Annotated in this window: 29 protein-coding genes; 11 read left to right on the forward strand and 18 right to left on the reverse strand. The window is 68.2% G+C overall.

Annotated features, from left to right (window positions below):
* Positions 1–20: 20 nt before the first annotated feature.
* Together QUE79_RS22190 and QUE79_RS22195 are read left to right on the forward strand one after the other, a co-directional pair.
* Complete coding sequence (locus QUE79_RS22190; protein ID WP_286347235.1) at positions 21–263, forward strand: hypothetical protein; 243 nt, start codon at positions 21–23, stop codon at positions 261–263.
* Between the two features lie 107 nt (positions 264–370).
* The gene (locus QUE79_RS22195; RefSeq protein ID WP_286347236.1) at positions 371–772 is read left to right on the forward strand and encodes a helix-turn-helix domain-containing protein; all 402 of its coding nucleotides are present in this window, start codon (positions 371–373) and stop codon (positions 770–772) included.
* Between the two features lie 18 nt (positions 773–790).
* Here QUE79_RS22195 and QUE79_RS22200 read toward each other — a convergent pair whose 3' ends face one another.
* A complete protein-coding gene (locus tag QUE79_RS22200) occupies positions 791–997 on the reverse strand; it encodes a hypothetical protein (RefSeq protein ID WP_286347237.1) in 207 nt (68 codons plus the stop codon).
* A gap of 189 nt (positions 998–1,186) precedes the next feature.
* Between QUE79_RS22200 and QUE79_RS22205 the strand changes: the two genes are divergently transcribed.
* Positions 1,187–2,353: an ATP-binding protein gene (locus QUE79_RS22205; protein ID WP_286347238.1), complete on the forward strand. Its 1,167-nt coding sequence runs from the start codon at positions 1,187–1,189 to the stop codon at positions 2,351–2,353.
* Positions 2,354–2,513: 160 nt separating this feature from the next.
* Here the strand turns inward: QUE79_RS22205 and QUE79_RS22210 are convergent, their stop codons facing one another.
* From QUE79_RS22210 to QUE79_RS22230, 5 genes are all read right to left on the reverse strand, one after another.
* A complete protein-coding gene (locus tag QUE79_RS22210; RefSeq protein ID WP_286347239.1) occupies positions 2,514–2,807 on the reverse strand; it encodes a hypothetical protein in 294 nt (97 codons plus the stop codon).
* A 213-nt stretch (positions 2,808–3,020) separates the two neighbouring features.
* Entirely contained in the window at positions 3,021–3,338 is a 318-nt protein-coding gene (locus QUE79_RS22215) for a hypothetical protein (RefSeq protein ID WP_286347240.1), read from the reverse strand.
* Between the two features lie 123 nt (positions 3,339–3,461).
* Positions 3,462–4,385 carry a septum formation family protein gene (locus QUE79_RS22220; protein ID WP_286347241.1) on the reverse strand — a complete coding sequence of 308 codons (924 nt, stop codon included), beginning with the start codon at positions 4,383–4,385 and terminating at the stop codon, positions 3,462–3,464.
* Positions 4,386–4,652: 267 nt separating this feature from the next.
* Positions 4,653–5,276 carry a hypothetical protein gene (locus QUE79_RS22225; protein WP_286347242.1) on the reverse strand — a complete coding sequence of 208 codons (624 nt, stop codon included), beginning with the start codon at positions 5,274–5,276 and terminating at the stop codon, positions 4,653–4,655.
* A complete protein-coding gene (locus QUE79_RS22230; protein ID WP_286347243.1) occupies positions 5,273–6,265 on the reverse strand; it encodes a hypothetical protein in 993 nt (330 codons plus the stop codon). Before QUE79_RS22230 ends, QUE79_RS22225 begins: the two co-directional genes overlap by 4 nt.
* 162 nt (positions 6,266–6,427) lie before the next feature.
* Here QUE79_RS22230 and QUE79_RS22235 point away from each other — a divergent pair, with 162 nt between their 5' ends.
* The 3 genes from QUE79_RS22235 to QUE79_RS22245 are packed head-to-tail and all read left to right on the forward strand — an operon-like array spanning position 6,428 to position 7,329.
* Entirely contained in the window at positions 6,428–6,853 is a 426-nt protein-coding gene (locus tag QUE79_RS22235; RefSeq protein ID WP_286347244.1) for a hypothetical protein, read from the forward strand.
* Positions 6,854–6,856: 3 nt separating this feature from the next.
* Entirely contained in the window at positions 6,857–7,018 is a 162-nt protein-coding gene (locus QUE79_RS22240; protein ID WP_286347245.1) for a hypothetical protein, read from the forward strand.
* Positions 7,015–7,329: a hypothetical protein gene (locus QUE79_RS22245; protein ID WP_286347246.1), complete on the forward strand. Its 315-nt coding sequence runs from the start codon at positions 7,015–7,017 to the stop codon at positions 7,327–7,329. Before QUE79_RS22240 ends, QUE79_RS22245 begins: the two co-directional genes overlap by 4 nt.
* Positions 7,330–7,574: 245 nt before the next feature.
* Here the strand turns inward: QUE79_RS22245 and QUE79_RS22250 are convergent, their stop codons facing one another.
* Positions 7,575–7,772, reverse strand: coding sequence for a hypothetical protein (locus QUE79_RS22250; protein ID WP_286347247.1), 198 nt, complete (start codon positions 7,770–7,772; stop codon positions 7,575–7,577).
* Between the two features lie 120 nt (positions 7,773–7,892).
* The gene (locus QUE79_RS22255; RefSeq protein WP_286347248.1) at positions 7,893–8,225 is read right to left on the reverse strand and encodes a hypothetical protein; all 333 of its coding nucleotides are present in this window, start codon (positions 8,223–8,225) and stop codon (positions 7,893–7,895) included.
* 325 nt (positions 8,226–8,550) lie between these two features.
* Between QUE79_RS22255 and QUE79_RS22260 the strand changes: the two genes are divergently transcribed.
* The 3 genes from QUE79_RS22260 to QUE79_RS22270 all read left to right on the forward strand — a co-directional run bounded on the left by QUE79_RS22260 (position 8,551) and on the right by QUE79_RS22270 (position 10,668).
* Positions 8,551–9,636, forward strand: a complete 1,086-nt coding sequence (locus QUE79_RS22260; RefSeq protein WP_286347249.1) for a hypothetical protein — start codon at positions 8,551–8,553, stop codon at positions 9,634–9,636.
* Positions 9,637–9,718: 82 nt separating this feature from the next.
* The gene (locus QUE79_RS22265; protein WP_286347250.1) at positions 9,719–10,300 is read left to right on the forward strand and encodes a hypothetical protein; all 582 of its coding nucleotides are present in this window, start codon (positions 9,719–9,721) and stop codon (positions 10,298–10,300) included.
* A gap of 68 nt (positions 10,301–10,368) precedes the next feature.
* Positions 10,369–10,668 carry a hypothetical protein gene (locus tag QUE79_RS22270; protein WP_286347251.1) on the forward strand — a complete coding sequence of 100 codons (300 nt, stop codon included), beginning with the start codon at positions 10,369–10,371 and terminating at the stop codon, positions 10,666–10,668.
* 121 nt (positions 10,669–10,789) lie between these two features.
* Here the strand turns inward: QUE79_RS22270 and QUE79_RS22275 are convergent, their stop codons facing one another.
* On the reverse strand, positions 10,790–11,008 hold the full coding sequence (locus QUE79_RS22275; protein WP_286347252.1) for a hypothetical protein: 219 nt from the start codon (positions 11,006–11,008) through the stop codon (positions 10,790–10,792).
* Positions 11,009–11,183: 175 nt separating this feature from the next.
* Between QUE79_RS22275 and QUE79_RS22280 the strand changes: the two genes are divergently transcribed.
* A complete protein-coding gene (locus tag QUE79_RS22280) occupies positions 11,184–11,780 on the forward strand; it encodes a hypothetical protein (RefSeq protein WP_286347253.1) in 597 nt (198 codons plus the stop codon).
* Positions 11,781–11,930: 150 nt separating this feature from the next.
* Here the strand turns inward: QUE79_RS22280 and QUE79_RS22285 are convergent, their stop codons facing one another.
* From QUE79_RS22285 to QUE79_RS22325, 9 genes are all read right to left on the reverse strand, one after another.
* The gene (locus tag QUE79_RS22285; protein WP_286347254.1) at positions 11,931–12,266 is read right to left on the reverse strand and encodes a hypothetical protein; all 336 of its coding nucleotides are present in this window, start codon (positions 12,264–12,266) and stop codon (positions 11,931–11,933) included.
* A 162-nt stretch (positions 12,267–12,428) separates the two neighbouring features.
* The gene (locus QUE79_RS22290; protein ID WP_286347255.1) at positions 12,429–12,896 is read right to left on the reverse strand and encodes a hypothetical protein; all 468 of its coding nucleotides are present in this window, start codon (positions 12,894–12,896) and stop codon (positions 12,429–12,431) included.
* Positions 12,897–13,003: 107 nt separating this feature from the next.
* Positions 13,004–13,471, reverse strand: coding sequence for a hypothetical protein (locus QUE79_RS22295; RefSeq protein ID WP_286347256.1), 468 nt, complete (start codon positions 13,469–13,471; stop codon positions 13,004–13,006).
* A gap of 174 nt (positions 13,472–13,645) precedes the next feature.
* Positions 13,646–13,861: a hypothetical protein gene (locus QUE79_RS22300; RefSeq protein WP_286347257.1), complete on the reverse strand. Its 216-nt coding sequence runs from the start codon at positions 13,859–13,861 to the stop codon at positions 13,646–13,648.
* Between the two features lie 104 nt (positions 13,862–13,965).
* Positions 13,966–14,304 (reverse strand): hypothetical protein, encoded by a 339-nt coding sequence (locus QUE79_RS22305; protein ID WP_286347258.1) that lies wholly within the window; start codon positions 14,302–14,304, stop codon positions 13,966–13,968.
* Positions 14,301–14,696 carry a hypothetical protein gene (locus QUE79_RS22310; RefSeq protein WP_286347259.1) on the reverse strand — a complete coding sequence of 132 codons (396 nt, stop codon included), beginning with the start codon at positions 14,694–14,696 and terminating at the stop codon, positions 14,301–14,303. Before QUE79_RS22310 ends, QUE79_RS22305 begins: the two co-directional genes overlap by 4 nt.
* The gene (locus QUE79_RS22315; protein ID WP_286347260.1) at positions 14,666–15,178 is read right to left on the reverse strand and encodes a hypothetical protein; all 513 of its coding nucleotides are present in this window, start codon (positions 15,176–15,178) and stop codon (positions 14,666–14,668) included. Before QUE79_RS22315 ends, QUE79_RS22310 begins: the two co-directional genes overlap by 31 nt.
* Positions 15,175–15,381 carry a hypothetical protein gene (locus QUE79_RS22320; RefSeq protein WP_286347261.1) on the reverse strand — a complete coding sequence of 69 codons (207 nt, stop codon included), beginning with the start codon at positions 15,379–15,381 and terminating at the stop codon, positions 15,175–15,177. The genes QUE79_RS22315 and QUE79_RS22320 overlap by 4 nt, the downstream gene beginning before the upstream one ends.
* Before the next feature lie 61 nt (positions 15,382–15,442).
* Positions 15,443–16,123 (reverse strand): hypothetical protein, encoded by a 681-nt coding sequence (locus QUE79_RS22325; RefSeq protein ID WP_286347262.1) that lies wholly within the window; start codon positions 16,121–16,123, stop codon positions 15,443–15,445.
* Positions 16,124–16,363: 240 nt separating this feature from the next.
* Here QUE79_RS22325 and QUE79_RS22330 point away from each other — a divergent pair, with 240 nt between their 5' ends.
* On the forward strand, positions 16,364–17,413 hold the full coding sequence (locus QUE79_RS22330) for a hypothetical protein (protein WP_286347263.1): 1,050 nt from the start codon (positions 16,364–16,366) through the stop codon (positions 17,411–17,413).
* Positions 17,414–17,538 lie beyond the last annotated feature (125 nt).

Here is a 17,538-nt window from a genome sequence, read left to right on the forward strand (position 1 = left end):
CTCGCTTCCGGCGACCGCTGATGCCTCGCGGAACCCCGAAGCGCTCCCCCAGCGACCAGGCGGCAGCCGACAGCGCCGGGCTCCGACGATATCGCCTCGCGCTCCGGCAGAACGACGCCGCCCAATCCCTCCGCCGCGCCGCCGAGCAGCTCTCCCGCGAGACCGCCGCCGACGTCCGACGAGCAGCCGCAGGCGCCGGACTGACGGTGGATGATTCCGCGCGAGCGATCGCCGAGGCCGGGCAGCGGAGTGACGGCCCCTAGCGGCCGCGGCTCTTCGCGCAGCAACGACCTTCACTCGCCAGCAGCGCCACAATCTCAAGGCCACCCGCTCCGACGAGCGAAGCCTTCCCGCAGACGACATCCAGCGCTTGGTCGAGACTCTCGATGACGCCACGGATGCCCACGACATCACGGAGCACCTGCGCGAGCAGCTCGCCCGCCGCCTGGCAGACCAGGGTCAATCCGCCCGAATGATCTCGCGCCACGTCAAGGCCAGCTACAACACGGTCGGCATCTGGATCGAGCGGCAGCGCGCAGCGGGGCCTGACGAGATCGGGACTGGCGACATCCCCACGCTCCTCGCCCAGATCGCCCAGGTGGATGCCGACGCGCAGGGGCAGCAGCGAGCCCGGCGGTCCCTCGTGCTCCAGCTCCTCGAAGCGGGCGTCACGGGGAAGCAACTGGCAGCCCAGCTCGCCGTGTCGAATCACACCGTCGCGAAGTGGGCCGACAAGGCGAGGGCCGAGCGGTTCGAGATGGACGACCTGTAGTTTCCGTGTCCCCAGGGGTCAGTCTTCGTCCGAGAGGCCCATCTCATCGGCCAGCGCCTGGAGCCGGTCCGACTCGATGCTCATGAGGCGCATCTTCTCGCGGTAGGCCTCGGCCTCTTCGCGGGTGCCCCTCATGTGGCCATGCCAGGCGTAGACGGTCTTGCCATCCAGGACGTGCTCGGTGATGGCGTCGCGATCCTCGACAGCGTCTTCTTCGGCGGCCATGGACTTCTCCCCTCGGCCCCCGTCCCTCGAAGGCGATTCACTACAGTACACCCGCAGGTGTCACGCCAGAGGTGCTGACGCTGACACTCCCATCCCCGACCCTCCGGCAGCGCGGGAGGCTGGCGCCCGACTTTATAGATCGCGGCGTATTATAGAGATTATAGATTTGCCGGTATCCAGGAGGCCGCCATGCCCGACAACCCATTCATCCCGAGCTTCGGAGTCTCCCCGCTCTATCTCGCCGGGCGCGACGCGGCGCTCGACGAGGTGCGGCAAGTGTCCCTCAATCTGGCGCGCGTCGACTACTCCCGTGCGAGCCTCATCATCGGCCAGCGCGGCATCGGCAAGACTGTCCTCTTGAATGCCGTCGAGGACGCCGCCCGCGAGGACGACTGGCTCATGGTCCAGGCGACCGCCGCCAAGGGATTCCTGGGGCGTCTAGTCGTGGAGCAGCTCCTGCCGCTCCTCGCGGAGCTGAAGCCTGACCACGCGAAGGTCACCGGGGAGCTGTCCGTCGGCATCGGCGTCGCCACGGCGGGCATCACCATCGAGGGCGCCGAGCAGTCCCCCACCGTGGCGAGTTTCCGCAACACCGTCTTCGCCATCTGCGAGGCGGCGCCGGAGCGGGGCCTGCTGTTCACCATCGACGAGATCAACACCCGCGCCCGCGACGAGCTGGAGGAGTTCGCGACGGTCTACCAGCACGCCATCCGCGAGGGACTGAACGTCGCCCTGGTCATGTGCGGCATCCCGGCATCCCTGAGCCCCATGCTGTCGAAGGACGCCGCCGCCCTGACGTTCCTCAACCGGGCGAACAGGGTCGACATCGACCTGCTGCCGCTCCACGTCGCCAAGACCGCGTTCCGGGAGACGATCGCCATCCGGGGAACCCGCACGGCCACCGAGGAGACCATCGACTTCATGGCCCGCACCGCGAAGGGCTACCCGTTCGCGATCCAGGAGGTCGGGAACCGCGCGTGGGACGTGAACCCGGAAGCCAGAGAGATCACGCTGGCGGACGCCGAGGCGGTCCGTGACGCGGCGATCCAGGCCATGTACGACTCCGTGCTGCGTCCCATCTGGCGGGCGCTGCCGGACCGCATGCGCGACATCCTCCGCGTGCTGGCCCGAGACCCGGAGATCAGGACGAGCGCTATGGCGAAGGAGATCGGCGCGACGGCGACGGCGATGGGCGGCCTCTACCAGCGCCTCATCGAGACGGGCGTGGCTGTCCGTGCCGAGCGCGGCCGCGTCGCCATCACGATCCCCTACCTCGCCGCCTACGTGCGGAGCCTCGACGTCGCCGACGACGAGGGCCGTGACCGCCTGGCGATCCTTGACGAGTACGACGACTGACGGTCCCCCTCCGGCATAGAGGAGAGCCCCGCGCCGGGGGATGGCGCGGGGCTCTCGATGGCGACCGAATGGGGGGACGGTCGCCCGGACGCCGACTCGGGGGAATCGGCGTGACGTCACCGTATACCGCGACCGGTTCGAACGGTCGCGCGGTGACGAGCTAGGTGGTCGCCGGGACACCCTCCCGTGCGACGGCGAGGCAGGCATCGCCCCACTCGCGGATGCGCTCGATGTTGGCGGGAAGCCAGGCGTCGTGAGCGTCGCCCTGGCCGAAGTCATCGGCGGCAATGAAGCCGAAGGTGATGCCGCCCGTGCTCTCGCGGAAGGTGGCAGTGCCCATCTCGAAGTAGATCGAGAGGACGAAGGTGTCGGCAGGCATGGTGAGGCTGGCGCTCTGGAAGCCCAGGCCCGTGAATGCGGTCTCGGGGTGCTCGATCGTTGCCGTCGTGACCACTGGTCCCTCTCTCGGCGCTGTCCCTCAGCGCCTCACTGAGGCTTACAGTACACGGTCTGTCGGGTGTGTCAACTCCGCGTCGGCACCGTGCCATGGGAACTCCCATCCCCGACCCCCGCGCACGCGAAGAGGGCGACCGCCCCGAAGCGATCGCCCTCTCCATGACCACCCCGAAGTGGTCAGAGGCCGCCCCGAAGCGGCCTGGTCTGCGGGTCAGCCGATGGCGACTTCGCCCGAGGTCAGCTCGAAGACACCCTTGGCCTCGAACCAGCGATCCAGGCGCATCGAGCCGACGAGTACGCGGGGCTCGGCCGAGGCGAAGTCGGGGGCCATCTGGCCGAGGCGGAGGAGTGAGACGACGTTGATCCACCTGCCGTCGAGGCGCTGCGCCTGGAACTCCATCTCGGCGATGACGAAGTTGCCCTCGTGCTCGACGAGGGTGGACTGGGTGATGACGGCGTTGCGGAGGGCGCCGACGATGACGGTGGTGTCCGTGGAGGTGAGGCTGACTGCGGTGGTGGTAGCGCTCATGATCTGGTGTCCTCTCGGCTCCGTCCCTCGAAGCCTTACGAGTCCTACAGTACACGCAAAACGCCTCCCGTCAAGTCGACCTGCAAAGTCGGCTTGAGAGAGGCGTTCCGCGAGAGCGTTCGGCTAGGAGTTGAAGACCCAGCAGGCGCCGTACTTGTACGACGGGTAGGTCGACTCCGCGACCCCGTACTCCCACCAGGCCTCGCCCGATGTCGCGACGCTCGGGCAGATGGTCTTCATCTTCGCGTCGAGGGCGGCCTCGCCGGGGTAGGTGGCGAACGTCTTGCCCAGGTCCACGAGGAGCGCGTCCCGCCAGTAGGCGGCGCTCGTGCCGGTGCAGGGCACGATCTTCGCGGCAGTCGGGTCGGCCAGCGGGCCAGTGGTGGACGGGTCACCCGTGGCGACGACGCAGAGCGCGTACTTCTTGGGGTCCGCCTTGGCCGCCGTCTTGATGGCCGCGAGCGAGGCGGGCATGCTCCCGAGGACAGGGGCAGCGAGAGTCCCTTCGGCGATGAGGCCGAGGTCACAGCGGAGGATACGATGCCCCGCCTTCCACATGGCCTCCGAGGGCGCCGACGCGTACGCGGTCAGGAGGGCCATCGACGCGACCTGCGAGCCGCCCTGTGCCGCCACGTTCGGAGCGACGCAGGTGGCGTTGGCCCAGGTGGCGAGAGCGGCACTCCACTTCGACGTGCGAGGGCCCGGATAGGTCGACGCGAGCGAGGTGGGAATGGTGGCGACCGCCGTGGTCACGAGCTGATGAGTGCCGGAGCAGGACACGGGCGCGGTCCCCTCCCATCCGTCCCATGTCGTCCAGACGGCCTGGTCGGCCTTCGACAGCGACCAGCAGTCGCCCGTCTTCGGCACCACCTTGTCGCCGGAGACGGTGACAGTGGGCGCGGCAGATGGCGTCGACACAGTGCCGGGGCCGGGAGTGGCCGACACGGTGGGCGATGAACACCCGGCCAGCGCGGCCGTCAGAGCGAGAGTCGCCGCAAGCGCAGCGACGATGGACTTCTTCATGAATCCCCCGGATTGCAGCAGCATGCTGCGTCATGCGCACGGTGATCGCGTGCGACTGGCTCCCTCAAGGGTAGAGGCCGGGGCCTTGCCGCCGCGCGTCCCAGAAGGGGGCCGACGGCCCGAGGGTCGGGGATGGGAGGCTCGCGGGACGCGGCTACGGCGAGGTCACGTACTCCCGCACGAGGGCGGTGAAGGTCGACGGCGGGACCTCAGCCTCCGTGAAGAGACGGTTGCGCCTCGCCCCGTCCGCGAGCCCGTGGAGCGTGCGGGCGGCATCCAGTCGGCTGCCGATCAGCGGTGTCTTGTCGAGCTGCCAGCCGCCCGTTTCCGTGTCCCCGTGCGCGTTGCGGATCGAGAGCAGGTGATAGAGGTCCGTGATGTCCTTCGCCGCCGACCGCGTGCTGGATGCGCTCGCCTTGAGGACCAGGGCGACCTCGACCGGGGGACGGGAACGTCGAACCGATCCTCGCTGCCGTCGAGGGACGCCACGGTGAGGTCGATCACGATCGGCTCGCTCGTCAGCGCGAGGGCGAGCCCCGGCGTCGCGTCGTAGGCGCGCCCCTCGATGATGAGCGGGCGGAAGCGCCCGTCGAGGCTTGGCACCAGGAGGTCGATGGCGCGGTCCCCTCGCGTCAGCCGGTTGCCCCCTTCGGGCTCGTAGTCGGCCGCGATCAGCCGGTCATGGATGATCTGCGTCCCCGCAACCTCGGTGCTAATGCCCGCGTCCGCATCGTTCGTGCGGCGCGGCGCGAGGTCGGCCACCGGGAAGGCGGCCAGGAGCAGCCCGACCATGTGGCCGCCGACGATCCGCACCTCGGCCAAGTCGGCCATGGCCCGGACCACGTCTGCCAGGGACTCGAACGCGGCGTCGTCAGCGGCCGAGACGCTCGGGATGACGCACTCGCGGCGGATCACGCCTCCACCCGGCGCTTCAGGACAGCCTCCTTGAGGTGCTGCGCGGCATCCCTGGAGTCAGGGCCGGGCGAGCGGAGCACCTCCCAGGCGGTAATGAGTGGGTCGGTCATGGGTTCGCCGCCCTGCGGGTAGGCGCTGGCGGTGGCGAAGATCGTGAGGTCCCTCGGGACGACGATCTCCAGGGTCGCCTCGTCCCCATCGTCGGCGGGTGCGAAGCGCTCCGACAGCTCGATGTCGCGGCTGGCGTAGAAGACGGCGCGACGGCCGCGCCGCCACGGCGCCAACCGGTCTGCGGCCTCGTCCCCGGAGAGCAGTTTCCGTGCCCCCGAGTCCAGCGCGAGCACGCGCTCCACCTGGTCTCGGAGCGGGGCCACGCTCACCCATCCGCGCCGGGAGCCCTGCGGTCCCGGGTATGCGGTGAGGGCGTAGTCCCAAAGCGCGGCGGGGTCGGTCGTGAACCAGCCGCGCGACGATCGAACACCGTAGTCGGCGAGAGCATGGAGGGCGGCATGCGTGGACTGCTGCGTGATGCCCGCCTCCGCGGCCAGCTCGATTTGCGGGCGCGGCTTGGTGGTCCTCAGGAGCGCACGGGCGACGGCGAGCTTGCCCCAGGGAAGGCGGCCGCGCGCGCGCGGCTTCAGGGCGTCATTGCTGGGCTCGCCGGGGAGGATGTGATCAATGCCATCGAGGATCACGAGGCGGTCGGCGATGGAGGCGACGATGACCCTATGATCGGCCCTCGCTCGGCTGAGGAGGGAGGAGGTCGCCTGTGGCACGAGGTAGAGCAGGCTGTCCCTTTTGCCATCGTGCGCGAGCGCTTCGAGGTGCAGATCGACGCGGCTGGGCGTGGGGCCGGTGCTCGGGACGAAGGGGCGCGCTCGACGCCTACCTGTCGGCGTGTGAATGTCGACGGTCTCGTCGGCCGTGATGGTCGGCGGAAGGTCGAGGCGCGCCAGGAGGTCCAGGCCGCTGTTCAGGGTGGTTGTCACTCGTTCAGAATACAGTTTTTGTTGTTGTGGAGCGCATAAAACTGTTGGGAACGGTTGTGAGATGCGGATTCGTGTTGACGACCTGCATATGCACGTGTACTGTAGCAATCACAACGACGGCGCTAGCCGAATAGCACCCCACCGACACTCCAGGAGCACGACATGCCTCAGTTCGACCTCTTCATCGAGAACGACGCGATCCGCTCCCACTTCGCGAACATCGGCGCGGGTGACGCCTCCCCCAAGGTCATCGGTCGATTCGCCACCGTCGAAGAATTTGCTGCCGCCGTCCAGAAACTCCACGTCACTAAGGGCACCAAGAAGCAGATCGCCGAAGAAGCTGCCCGCCGCGAGTCACCCGACCGCATGAAGAGCCCCACAGAAGACACTGACGAAGCCGTCCGCGCTTTCTACATCAACCTCCAGATGCAGCCCAAGCGCCACCAGGCCGCCCCCGAGGCGGGCGTCCTGTATGTCGTCAACGGCCAGGGGAAGAGGTTCTACCCCCTCGTTCCGGGCGAGAAGCCCCGCATGCTCCACCCCGTCGTCCTCACCGAACTCCTCGACACCCTCGCCCAGAAAGCCTGACCTGTGAAGATCAAGATCGAACTCACCATCAACGTCGACCCCGAGGACTGGAGCCGGTCCTACGGCACCGGCACCGACGCCAAGGCCGTCCGCAACGACGTCAAGTCCTGGGTGCGCGGCTGGGTAAGCGAACACCCCGAGAACCTCATCGAGGTCGTCGCGTGAGCGCCGCCAATGCCGAGGCGCTCACCGACCACGCCTCCCTCGACCTCCTCGAACGCGGCTACAAGCCCATCGATGAGTTCGGCGGCATCACCGTCGGCACCCGCGTTCGCAACACGGGCCACCAGTACCCCGCCGCTTACCAGCACGGCACCGCGACCGTGGTTGCCGTCATGGAAAAGTCGCCATCCTCGTGGTCGCAGTACTACGGCGCCCGCGACATTGAGATCGTCGTGGACGTCGACGACAAGACCTGGGGCACCAAGACCCACGCGTGGGCCAGCTACGGCACCGCCCTCGTGACCCCGATCTGACCCATCGCTTGCGCGGCCCTCACCCGTCGCTTGGGTGGGGGCTTCGCCGTCCCCGAGGGGCGACGGGCGCCCGCGCGGCGGCATCCCGTCGCTTGTGTGACGGGGACCCATTGCCTGCGTAGCGGACTATGCAATCTCTGGTGATCTCCGTGACACTGCACCACGACGCGGAGCGCGGGGGTCGGGGATGGGAGAAACCGCGGGGCGGCTTGCCGGACGGCATCACCCGGCAAGCCAACGGCGCGCTACACCCGCCCGTGCCGGATGAGCGCCAGGCGCATCGCCTTGTCGTCGTCCTGCATGGCCTCCCACTCCATGGCCAGCCGCTCCCGCTCCAGCGCCTTGTCAGCCCGGTCCTTCAGGAGGAGCCGGACCTCCCTCACAATGACCCCGATGCCCGCGCTGCCGATAAGCCCGCCGAGGGTGGTCCAGATGGCGTCCATGTGTTGCTCCGCTCTGGAGCCGCACCCAGTGCGCGGCCTCCAGCACGTGGACATGCGGCGGAAATGACGAACGCCCCGCCACTCAGAGGTGACGGGGCGTCTCGACGACGATCGGGGCGATCAGGCGACAGCGATGCTCTCCCCGGTGAGCGCCGCGCGGTTCGCCGTGGCTGCCCACTCCAGGGCGGCGAAGACCTCTTCGCGAGAAGGGATGCCGGAGACGTAGCTGGTCTCCGCCAGGAGAATCTGCCACAGGGTCGAGTTGATGCCGGGAACCGTGGCGTCGGCGACGATGATGCTGCGAGCGTCGGCCCACGTCTGCTCCGTGGGCGTCTCGGCCAGGGCGCGGAGGCGGACGGCGACATCGACGCCGATCCACTGTCCGATCGCGTTGCGGCACTCGGAGAGCAGGGGGAAGAGGTGGCGCTTCTCGATCTCGGTCAGGTTGCTCATGATGGTCCTCTCGTGGTCGCCGTCCCTCGGCTCGCACTTGCTACAGTACACGCTATGCCAAGGATGTCAACACCCCATTGAGAAGCATTGGAGCCCGGCGTTCGAGCGGCATTCGACGGTCTGATGTGACACCGCATATGTACTGTAGACAGCCGCTCCTCGCGCCGCTATCCTGGTAGCGGGCAGCACAAGCCCCGCTTTCCTAGACCCAGCCCCGCGCGGCACACGGTCGAAGACGGACAAGTCCCCAGGGGGCAGTGCACGAGACACCCCACTTCATGTCGAGCTACCCGCTCGGCTGCGCGGAGCCCAGCAGGAGAACTCCATGTCCAAGAACACCGCCCGCACCCGCCGCGCCCGCGCCATCATGGCCGCCCACCCCGGCATGCGCCTCGCCGAAGCCACCCGCCTCGCCGATCAGGAGCATGGGGCCACCCGAGGTGGGTCCTTCACACTCCGAGTCGGCGGCATCGACGGCCGCCCCAGCCTGGCGCCGATCGCCCACCTCCTCGACAAGCCGAGCCTCACGTCGATCTCCGGGGATCGCTGGAGCTTCACGCCGTCAAACGAGTGGCCCGTGATCTACGACCACACCGGGACGGCGGTAGAAGGCGACTACCCACCGGTCATGTTCTCCGCGAAGCTCGGTCACTCCCAGGCGGAGATGAACATGGAAGGGCACCTGGCCCTCGTGCGCTGGTTCGCCGACACGGTCGCGTGGGCCATGAAGTCTGACCTCGCGGCCACGGAGTCGGACATCCTCATCGCCGTCGCCGACGCCCTCATGGCGGGCAGCACCCGCGCCGACGTTGCTCCGTCACTGACGGGAGGCGGGTTCGAGATCACCCTGCCACTCCCCGAGGGCACCGAGCCCCCACCGATGCCCGAGGGGTTCACGATCTTCTTCTCCGGGCCGGGATGGACCTGGTCTCGTGCGGATGGCACTTCAGGGCTCTCGTCCTACATGGCCGGGGATGCTGGCGACGACTTCCCCGACACGCCCGACGAGGTGAGTCAGTACGTCGACGACGGATGGGCGCGCGCCTCCCGAGTCAAGGACTTCACCGCGCGCTTGCTCACCTCTTGGCGTCAGCACGCATTCGGACTAAACGAGGCCGCCAGGACGGAAATCCAGGCGTCGACCCGGCCAACCCGACTGTCGGCGGAATTGCCGCCCCGCCGCCCCGGCAAGGTCCGCACCCACGAGCTGCGCTCCAAGCTCACCACGGCCGAGATCGAGGGCCGCGAGGATCGCGACGACTACCTCGACTTCCGCACCAACCACCCCGAGAAGTACGAGATTGGCGACGGCATCGTCTTCCAGTCGGCCGACGGCGACACGTTCCTCGGCGAGATTGGCGACATCACCGACTGGCCGCACCAGCCTGCGATCCACGTCACCGTCACGTGACGGGTCTCATTTCCGTGTCCCCTCAGTGGCGACTCCACGGGCGGCCCCGATACCGTGGCACTACCCGATCCCAGGAGGCTCCATGTCCGCGCTCGACGACGCTCTCCACCTCGCCCGCCAGGTCCCTCCCGCGCCAGCGAAGCCGCAGGTGCGTGAGCAGCACGATCCGCGCAACGAGGCCGCCTTCCAGCAGCTCTTGCGCGAGACGGTGGCGGCCTTGACGTCCATGGGCATCGCGCCGACGCCGACATGGCTCCGGCTGACGGGAGGCTGGGATGAGACGACTGGACTCCAGCCCGTGGCGCCCTCGTGGCCCCTGCGCATCTTCGCGCTCAACACCGATGGCGAAGCATGGCCCTACCTGCACGCGGAGTACCAGCCGGACATGCTCGACAAGCGCGGCGACTACCCAGGATTTGGCCCGGGCAGCAAGGGTCTCTGGGTCGAGCACCCCGGCTACGGCCACCCGCAGGGCATCACCTTCCGAGACTTCTTCTGGTACGCGGAAGACGGCGTCCCCCTGTATCGGCCGCCGACGAGTGGATGGGAATCGTACGGCCTGTCCGATGGGTTCCTGGAGCGCCTGAAGAGCCATCCGCACTGGGATGGTCAGCGCCTACCCCTGGTGGACGCGATCGCGCTCGGCATCTCCGAACTGGCGTAATTTGACACTCGACTGTACGGGTGTACTGTAGAGCCAGGCGTGAGGGACGCGCCTTCGAGAGGAACCCCATGGCGAAGCCGATGCTCGCATTCACCGCGCCCGTACTGAGCACCAAGCTCTCCGCAGCTCTCGGGCAGCGAAGCCACGTCCAGCAGGTCTACCTGACGGGTATCTTCCCGTCGCGGACGGCCTACATCCGTGCCATCCGCGAGACCCTCGCTGGGATCGTCGAGCCTCCCCTTCGCGACCGCGTCGACGACGGCTGCGACTCCGACGAGCCCGAGGGCACCTTCTACGTCACGGCGAAGGATGTCGTCACTGTCGGCGGCGCTCGGGTGGAGCTGGTGGAACTGCTCGCGAAGCTCTGAGGTTCGGGGGCGGCGCCTGCCGCTCCGCTCGCCCTCCCATCCTCGACCCTCAGGCACTTCGTGCGCGCATGCAGCAGAGCCCCCACCGAATGATCGGCGGGGGCTCTGTCGCACTGACGAGTCAGGCGTCGAAGACGGGGTTGAAGATCAAGCGCTCCTTGCGGTCGCCCTTGAACTTGCCGCAGATCATCTCGCCGTCGACGAAGGTGACGCGGAGCGGCTGGAGAACGCTGACTGTCTCGCCGTTGACGATGGTGAGGCAGCGCTCGTGGATAGTGTCGCCGGGGGCGACGTTGTCGCGGGTGATGACCTTGGTCGCGGGGGTGGTGGCGGCAGGCATGTGGACCTCTCTCGACCGTGTCCCTCACGGCCTCAAGCCTTACAGTACATGCACGGCGCAAATGTGTCTACATCTGCTAGCCGACTAGCGCCGTCCCTCTCTGACGAATGTCGGTGGCCTCATGTACTGTAAGACCAGAAGGCATCGAGGGACGGTGCCGAGAGGACACAAGACCATGACCGACATCAAGGCCACCATCGCCACCATCACCGCGATCACCGAGCTGCGCGGGCAGCTCGCCGACGTCAAAGCCGCCGCCGAGGGCGACAGCAACGACGCCCACATCAGCAGCCTCCGCGACGCGTGCGAGACCGCCCTCTCGCTCCAGGGCCTCAGCTTCGACGACGAGAGCACCGACATCGGGAGCTTCATCACCGCCGCGAAGGAGGCCGCCGAGGGCGACAGCAACGACGACGAGATTGACGCCTACCAGGACCTCCTGTCCGAGGCGCTCGACGTCCTCGACCTCGATGACGACGGCAACGTCATCCCCGCAGCGCCCGAGACCGAGAGCGCGCCCACCCCGCGACTCGGTGACTTCACCGTCCTCGGCGTCTGGGACGAGAGCGAACCCATCGCCGTCGGCGTCGTCCCCGGCGACCTCCCCGTCACCGGCGGCGACGAAGACCACTTCAACGGCATCTGGGCGATCAGCGTCCAGGCTGAGAACGCCGAGGACGCCGAGATCATCGCCATCAACGAGATGAGCGCCGAGGGTGACGATCCCCAGGAGGAGCCCGAAGAAGAGGAGGAGGAAGAGGAGGAGAACTAGCCCCCTTCCGCCACGCTCGAACCGCCCTGTCACTTCGGTGGCGGGGCGGCTTCTTGTTCGCGGGGCGAGAGGGTCCGGGATGGGAGAACCGCGCGAAGCGGCGAAACGACCCGGCCCCCTCCGGCGCCGGGCCGCCTCGCCGAAGCGGGGCTAGCGGGCGATGGCCCAGATGTCGTCGACGGACAGCCCGGTGATCTCGGCGGCCGTGCGCGGGTGCAGCGCGCCGGTCTGGATCGCGCGGCGCAGCAGGTGCTCCTCCGCCTCGGCGGCGGCCTTGCGGATGGCGACCATGTCGCGGAGCATCTCGATGGTCCAGGCGGCCTCGTCGCCGTCGAGCTGAGCGTCCATGCGCTTCGCGCGGCGCTGCGCCTTGCCCATGGCCTCGATCGCCTCGCGGGCGACGCGGTGCGCCTCGGTCTCGGCGGCCTTCACGGACGCGTACAGCTCTTCGATGGTGGGCAGGTTCTCGGCGATGTCGATGCGCATGGTGTGTGTCCTCTCGTGCTGGCCCTGTCCCTCAAGGCCTTCGATTGCTACAGTACACGCGCATGGCGGGTCTGTCCACTTCTGCTAGCGAGTTGGCACAGTCCCCGCCTCGACCCCAGGCATGACGAAGCCCGCCCCGTGGGGCGGGCTGGTCGCTCGCGGCTACTGGAAGAAGCTGCCGTCGTAGAGGTCGTAGGCGGCCGCGCTCTCCATGCGCGCCTGCGCCTGCGCAAGCGCCCACGCGCGGTCCACGTTGTCGAGAGCCATGTCGAGCGGGTACTCGTACTTGTAGTTGCTGTTGATCTCCGTGCTGCCGGGGTCCTCGCGATCCGTGCACCAGAGGTACTCGGTCATGTTCTCGATGTCGACGAAGCGCTCGGCGCTGTCGAACGACTCGGCGTCGTCGGACTCGCTGCCGGTGCGGTTGCCCTCGGCGTCCAGCTCGTAGTACTTCTGCGTCGCGTAGTAGTAGCTCGTGATGACGCAGAACGTCCCGTCGGGGAGCTGGCGCCAGAAGCGGCGGGAGGCGGCAGCGCTCGCCTGGTAGTCACCGCCGACGTCACCGGAGTCGAGGTCCAGGCCGCTCTCGTGCTCGGTCCAGTCGTAGTGCGGAAGGGCGGTGGTGGTCATGATGGTCCTCTCGGGCCGTGTCCCTCACGACCTCTTGGTCTTACAGTACACGCCGCCTCAGACACTCGTCGCATCTGGAGCGATTTCCGTGTCCCCTCAGGGGCTCGTCAGCCGTTCGAAATGGAGTCCCCGCTGAGGTAGGCCGTCACCTCGAACGCGTCGCCATCCTTGACCTTCACCGTGATGCTCGTCGGCTTCTTGGCGGCATCGACCTCCGTGCCGTAGGCGGAGAGGTTCACGCCGGAGCAGTCGCCCCCGCTGCCCTTCTGGACGCTCGTCTTCCCGGAGAAGACCTCGAAGGAGTACGCGCTCGGGAACGCGCACGAGATGAAGTAGCTGATGCTCTTCGTCCCCGTCGCCGGAGTGAAGGCGATCGACTCGGCCCCCGTGCCGTCGCCGATGAACGGCCTCTGCGAGGTGTCGACGTAGGCGGGCACATCGTTCGGATGCGCCTTCAGGTGGGCACTGACACTGGCGGCCCTCGTCGGCGCCGGGTCGCTGATCGAGTGAGTGCAGCCGGTGAGCGCCCCGATCCCCAGGAGCGCGATGGTGGCGACGGTGATGGTCTTGCGCATGATCCCCCCGGATCGGTCTGGCTCCATAGCGTGGAGCGTGCTCGTACGTTACAGGCGGCGGCCCGTCAGGAGCCAGCGGGTCGGGGATGGGAGAACCCGCGGAACGGAGGAGCCCGCGGCGGCCTAGGTCGCGGGCGGCTCACGGCGAGCCCGGCCAAATGCTTGCGCTCGGCCTCAGGCGTCGACCATCTGACGATTGGTGTCGAAGACGAATGCCTTCTCCGCCGTGCCGCGCTCCACCCATGCCATGGCGTCGAGGACACAGGCGCGCCGAGCGCACACCCACGTGCTGCGGTGAGGGCGGTTCGGGTTGTAGTCGCCGGGCTGATTCGTCACCCGCCGCTGCGAGTCACGGTGTTTGCAGATCGGGTCGGGGTCACGGGCGGCCATGGGGTCCTTCTTGTCGATGATCAGCCGAGACGGCTGGCTCCAGGTGGTGCGTCAGCGAGTTTCCGTGTCCCCGTCGTGCGAGCGCTCCGGCACCTCGGTGACCATCACGATCCGATGCGTCGGTTCTCGCGGATGATGAACACGGCACCGGCGGCGATCACGGAGGCCAGCGCCACTGCGAACAGCACGCCCGCGGCCACGGGCGCGTTGACGAACTGCCAGATGCCGGACTCAGCCGCGACGCGCACTGCCGCATGACCCGTCTGGACCGCTGCGAGGTCGGCGCGGTCCTGGGCGATCTCGGCGGCTGCGGCGCTGTGGGTGATGTGGCTCACCATGAGGACGCACCCCACCGCGGCCAGGATCGCGATCGCGCACAGGAGGGCGGGGAGCGTCTTGAGTCGTGACGCTCCATGGCGGGTGATGGGTGCATTGATGGTCACGAGTCGGCCTTTCCGGGTTCTGCGAGCAGGTGGGCGAAGAGGGCCAGGGCCCCCAGGATGCCAGAAAGCGCGGCGACGATCGCAAGGCCCTTCGACCAGGCCGCGCGGGCGAGAAGGTCGCCCGCGGAGGTCATCACGGCCCCGGCGCCGCCCTGACCGCGACTCAGGACGATGCACGCGACGAGCGCGATGGCCGCGAGGGCGAAGAGGGCGATGGCGGTTCCGGACGCCGCCGAGCTTCCGGGAGCCGACTCGGAAGTCTTGCTGTCCGCGTTCAGCTCGGGTGCACTCGGGGCGGAGTCGGGCACCTGGTAGAGGACCAGGGTCGCGGCGGTTGGGGTTTCCGTGTCCCCGTCGAGGATCACGAGAGTGGGCTTCGGGTCACGGGCCATGCATCCTCTGTCGCCGCGGGCTCGAAGGTCGCGTACGACTCGGCCGAGGTCACGGAGGCCCCTGGGATGAGTGCGACGCTGCCCAGTACGTGCAACCGGCCGTCGTCAGCGACGACTCCGAGCAGAAGGCGGCCTGCGGCGGGCTTCCCCGCTCGGATCAGGATGCCGCCTGCGCGGCCTTCGATGACGCTCGCCATCTCCGGGTCGCCGCTGAGGAGTCCGTAGATCGCGTTCTGCGCCTTGGGGACCAGGAGGGCGCCTCGCAGGAAGCTGCCCAGCGCGGCACCGGCGATGGCCGCGAATGCGAGCCCGACGGGCATCACGGGGAAGCCGTCGATCGTGGTCCCGAGCATGACGCACATGAAGCCCAGGTAGAGGGCGAGGATGACGGCCAGGAAGTAGAGCACCTGGAACCTCTGGTGGTGGGAGGCCGCTCGGGCCTGCGTAGTCGAGAGCTGCGTCAGCGTTTCCGTGTCCCTCATGCGGGCTCCTTCTCGGCGTCGTTGGTCATGGCTACGTGGACTGCGGCGATCATCAGTCCTAGGGCGAGCGCAGAGGCGAGGAGTCCGCCGATCGCGAAGACCGACACGTCCCGCATGTAGCCCTGCACGGCAGTGGTCGACAGGGTGCGCGCCGTGACGTCCGGCGCCGTGGCGCTCAGATGGCTGACGCCGACGAAGCACACGGCAGCAGCACCCGCGAGGATGAGCCCCCGCCGAGCAGCAGTCGGACCAGCGCCGCGGGAGTCACGACTCGACGGAGCCTGCGGCGGGAGCGGTCTTGGCGTCCCGGTAGGCGAGGATGCCGTGGCGGATCGCGTGGCAGCACCAGGTGAAGGCGGCCGAGAAGTCGTCGAACTTCCAGTCGACGTCGCGCTCGAACTGGAAGCCGTTGAGGCCGGGGTAGTCGAGGATCGCCTCGCGGGCGCCCTCCTCGCACTGGGTGGCGTAGTCCTCGGTGAGGATGACGCGGGCGAGCACATCGTCGATCACCGACTGACGGTCCCCCTGGGGCATCTCCTGGGTGTGCTCGACGACGTAGTCGAGGACGCGCGAGGCGAAGATCGTCATGTCGTACTCGCGAAGCCCCATGCGGGCGTCGACTGCGACGACCTTCTGCGAGAGGTACGGGTACTCGATGAAGCTGCCGGTCCCGAACCACTCGAACATGTCGGGCTCGCGCCGGAACGTGAAGGAGCCCATGTCGGCGGCGATGACGAGGGAGCCGGGCCAGGTGAGGATGTCGAACCAGTAGCCCCCGTTGTCCGGGTTCCGGAAGCTGAGGTGCCGGTAGAGGCCGTCGTCTTTGAGGATGGTCATCTGGTGCGCCTTGACCTCGCTCTCGAAGCGCGGCTTCATGGTGCCGTAGCCGAAGGGGTTCGACGGAACGATCAGCTCGGGTTCGATCTCTGAGTCGAGGATGGACATGCAGGAGCCTTTCGTGCCAGGGAGTGTGCGCTACCGCGCTAGCAGACCTTTAGTGTAGCAGGTTGTTGCAATCGTTCCGCGAGTGCTATCTTGGTAGCAGGGCGGCAAGCGCCCCCACTTCCGAGGCCTGTCCCGCGCGACAACGGCTGACGAGGAACAAGCCACCAGGTGGCCTTGCGAGCACCACCCACTTCACGTCGAGCCCCGCTCGACTGCGCGGAGTCAGAGCTGGAGAGCACCGTGAACACCAACTACCGCCGCACCCGCCACGCCCGCGAGATCATGGCCACCCACCCCGGGATGAAGTACACCGAGGCGCTCCGCGCCGCCGACGCCGCCCACGAGCGCGAGCACGTCGACGCCACCCTCGCCACACACGTCGAGCGCTGGAACGGGCAGGTCCACCAGGACCACTTCACCTTCCTCCTCGGCCCCCTGCTGGACGACCCCTCGACCCTCGCCGAGATCGCCATCGGCCGCGGCTGGGGGAGCGCCCTCATCGCCGGGGTCACCGACACCGGGAGGAACCACGCCGCCGACGTCATCATCGCCCAGGCCGCCGCGATGACCTTGATCTCCTTCGGGGCCCAGCCCGCCACCGTCCACATCCTCGACCTTCACGGCACCGTCGCCAGGCGCTGGCGCGACCGCCCATCCATCACCGTCTCCGACGGCACCCGTCCCGAGATGATCGACGGCACGCTGACAAGCGGCCCCCGCGTCCTCGCCGAGCACATGGAGCACATCCACGACGAGTTCTCCCGTCGCCGGGCGATCCTGTCCGAGCTTCCGGACGTGCCCAGCGTGGAGGCCCTCCCCGACGAGACCCGGGCCCGCTTGAAGCTCGCTCCCATGTTCATCGTCGTGCCCGACCTCCACGAGCACTTCGTCGCCCAGAACCTCACGACCGAGCAGGTCATCGCAACCTCCGCCGACTCCCGCAACTACATCGCCGAGAACACCTGGCTCCTCGCCCGGATGGGCCGCGCGTACGGCATCCACCTCATCGTCACCGACGACCGCATGGTCCGCGGCCACGTGTGGGCCCAGACCATGTCGAACCTCTCCACGCGCATCCTCATGGGCAAGACCCCTGGCGCCCTCACCGAGAACGTCATCGGCCTCCCCATGAACACCCCGATCGCCGACGAGGAGGCGCAGCTCGCGCCCGGCATCGCCCGAGTCATCGACGGCAACGACTCAAAGGTCCGCCTGGTCCGCGTCTTCGACGTCACCGACGAGGCGCTCGACCGAATCCTGCCACGGCGCGGAACAGCCCAGCAGCGCTGACGCGAACGCCCATGCCCGCCCCTCGGCCGAGACGTAGGGGAGCCCTTGGTCAGAAGGACTCCCCCAGGCGCCACTTCCCCAAGCGGCGCCACATGCCCTCCCGAGGAGGCGGGCACGGGCATCGA

It is taken from the genome of Frondihabitans sucicola, assembly GCF_030296615.1.
Lineage (GTDB): Bacteria > Actinomycetota > Actinomycetes > Actinomycetales > Microbacteriaceae > Frondihabitans > Frondihabitans sucicola.

Excerpts from the sequence above, each read along its gene's own strand:
- QUE79_RS22190 (WP_286347235.1), top strand. The coding sequence starts at position 21 with ATGCCTCGCGGAACCCCGAAGCGCTCCCCCAGCGACCAGGCGGCAGCC.
- QUE79_RS22200 (WP_286347237.1), bottom strand. The coding sequence starts at position 997 with ATGGCCGCCGAAGAAGACGCTGTCGAGGATCGCGACGCCATCACCGAG.
- QUE79_RS22205 (WP_286347238.1), top strand. The coding sequence starts at position 1,187 with ATGCCCGACAACCCATTCATCCCGAGCTTCGGAGTCTCCCCGCTCTAT.
- QUE79_RS22215 (WP_286347240.1), bottom strand. The coding sequence starts at position 3,338 with ATGAGCGCTACCACCACCGCAGTCAGCCTCACCTCCACGGACACCACC.
- QUE79_RS22220 (WP_286347241.1), bottom strand. The coding sequence starts at position 4,385 with ATGCTGCTGCAATCCGGGGGATTCATGAAGAAGTCCATCGTCGCTGCG.
- QUE79_RS22235 (WP_286347244.1), top strand. The coding sequence starts at position 6,428 with ATGCCTCAGTTCGACCTCTTCATCGAGAACGACGCGATCCGCTCCCAC.
- QUE79_RS22250 (WP_286347247.1), bottom strand. The coding sequence starts at position 7,772 with ATGGACGCCATCTGGACCACCCTCGGCGGGCTTATCGGCAGCGCGGGC.
- QUE79_RS22255 (WP_286347248.1), bottom strand. The coding sequence starts at position 8,225 with ATGAGCAACCTGACCGAGATCGAGAAGCGCCACCTCTTCCCCCTGCTC.
- QUE79_RS22260 (WP_286347249.1), top strand. The coding sequence starts at position 8,551 with ATGTCCAAGAACACCGCCCGCACCCGCCGCGCCCGCGCCATCATGGCC.
- QUE79_RS22265 (WP_286347250.1), top strand. The coding sequence starts at position 9,719 with ATGTCCGCGCTCGACGACGCTCTCCACCTCGCCCGCCAGGTCCCTCCC.
- QUE79_RS22270 (WP_286347251.1), top strand. The coding sequence starts at position 10,369 with ATGGCGAAGCCGATGCTCGCATTCACCGCGCCCGTACTGAGCACCAAG.
- QUE79_RS22275 (WP_286347252.1), bottom strand. The coding sequence starts at position 11,008 with ATGCCTGCCGCCACCACCCCCGCGACCAAGGTCATCACCCGCGACAAC.
- QUE79_RS22280 (WP_286347253.1), top strand. The coding sequence starts at position 11,184 with ATGACCGACATCAAGGCCACCATCGCCACCATCACCGCGATCACCGAG.
- QUE79_RS22285 (WP_286347254.1), bottom strand. The coding sequence starts at position 12,266 with ATGCGCATCGACATCGCCGAGAACCTGCCCACCATCGAAGAGCTGTAC.
- QUE79_RS22290 (WP_286347255.1), bottom strand. The coding sequence starts at position 12,896 with ATGACCACCACCGCCCTTCCGCACTACGACTGGACCGAGCACGAGAGC.
- QUE79_RS22295 (WP_286347256.1), bottom strand. The coding sequence starts at position 13,471 with ATGCGCAAGACCATCACCGTCGCCACCATCGCGCTCCTGGGGATCGGG.
- QUE79_RS22300 (WP_286347257.1), bottom strand. The coding sequence starts at position 13,861 with ATGGCCGCCCGTGACCCCGACCCGATCTGCAAACACCGTGACTCGCAG.
- QUE79_RS22310 (WP_286347259.1), bottom strand. The coding sequence starts at position 14,696 with ATGGCCCGTGACCCGAAGCCCACTCTCGTGATCCTCGACGGGGACACG.
- QUE79_RS22315 (WP_286347260.1), bottom strand. The coding sequence starts at position 15,178 with ATGAGGGACACGGAAACGCTGACGCAGCTCTCGACTACGCAGGCCCGA.
- QUE79_RS22325 (WP_286347262.1), bottom strand. The coding sequence starts at position 16,123 with ATGTCCATCCTCGACTCAGAGATCGAACCCGAGCTGATCGTTCCGTCG.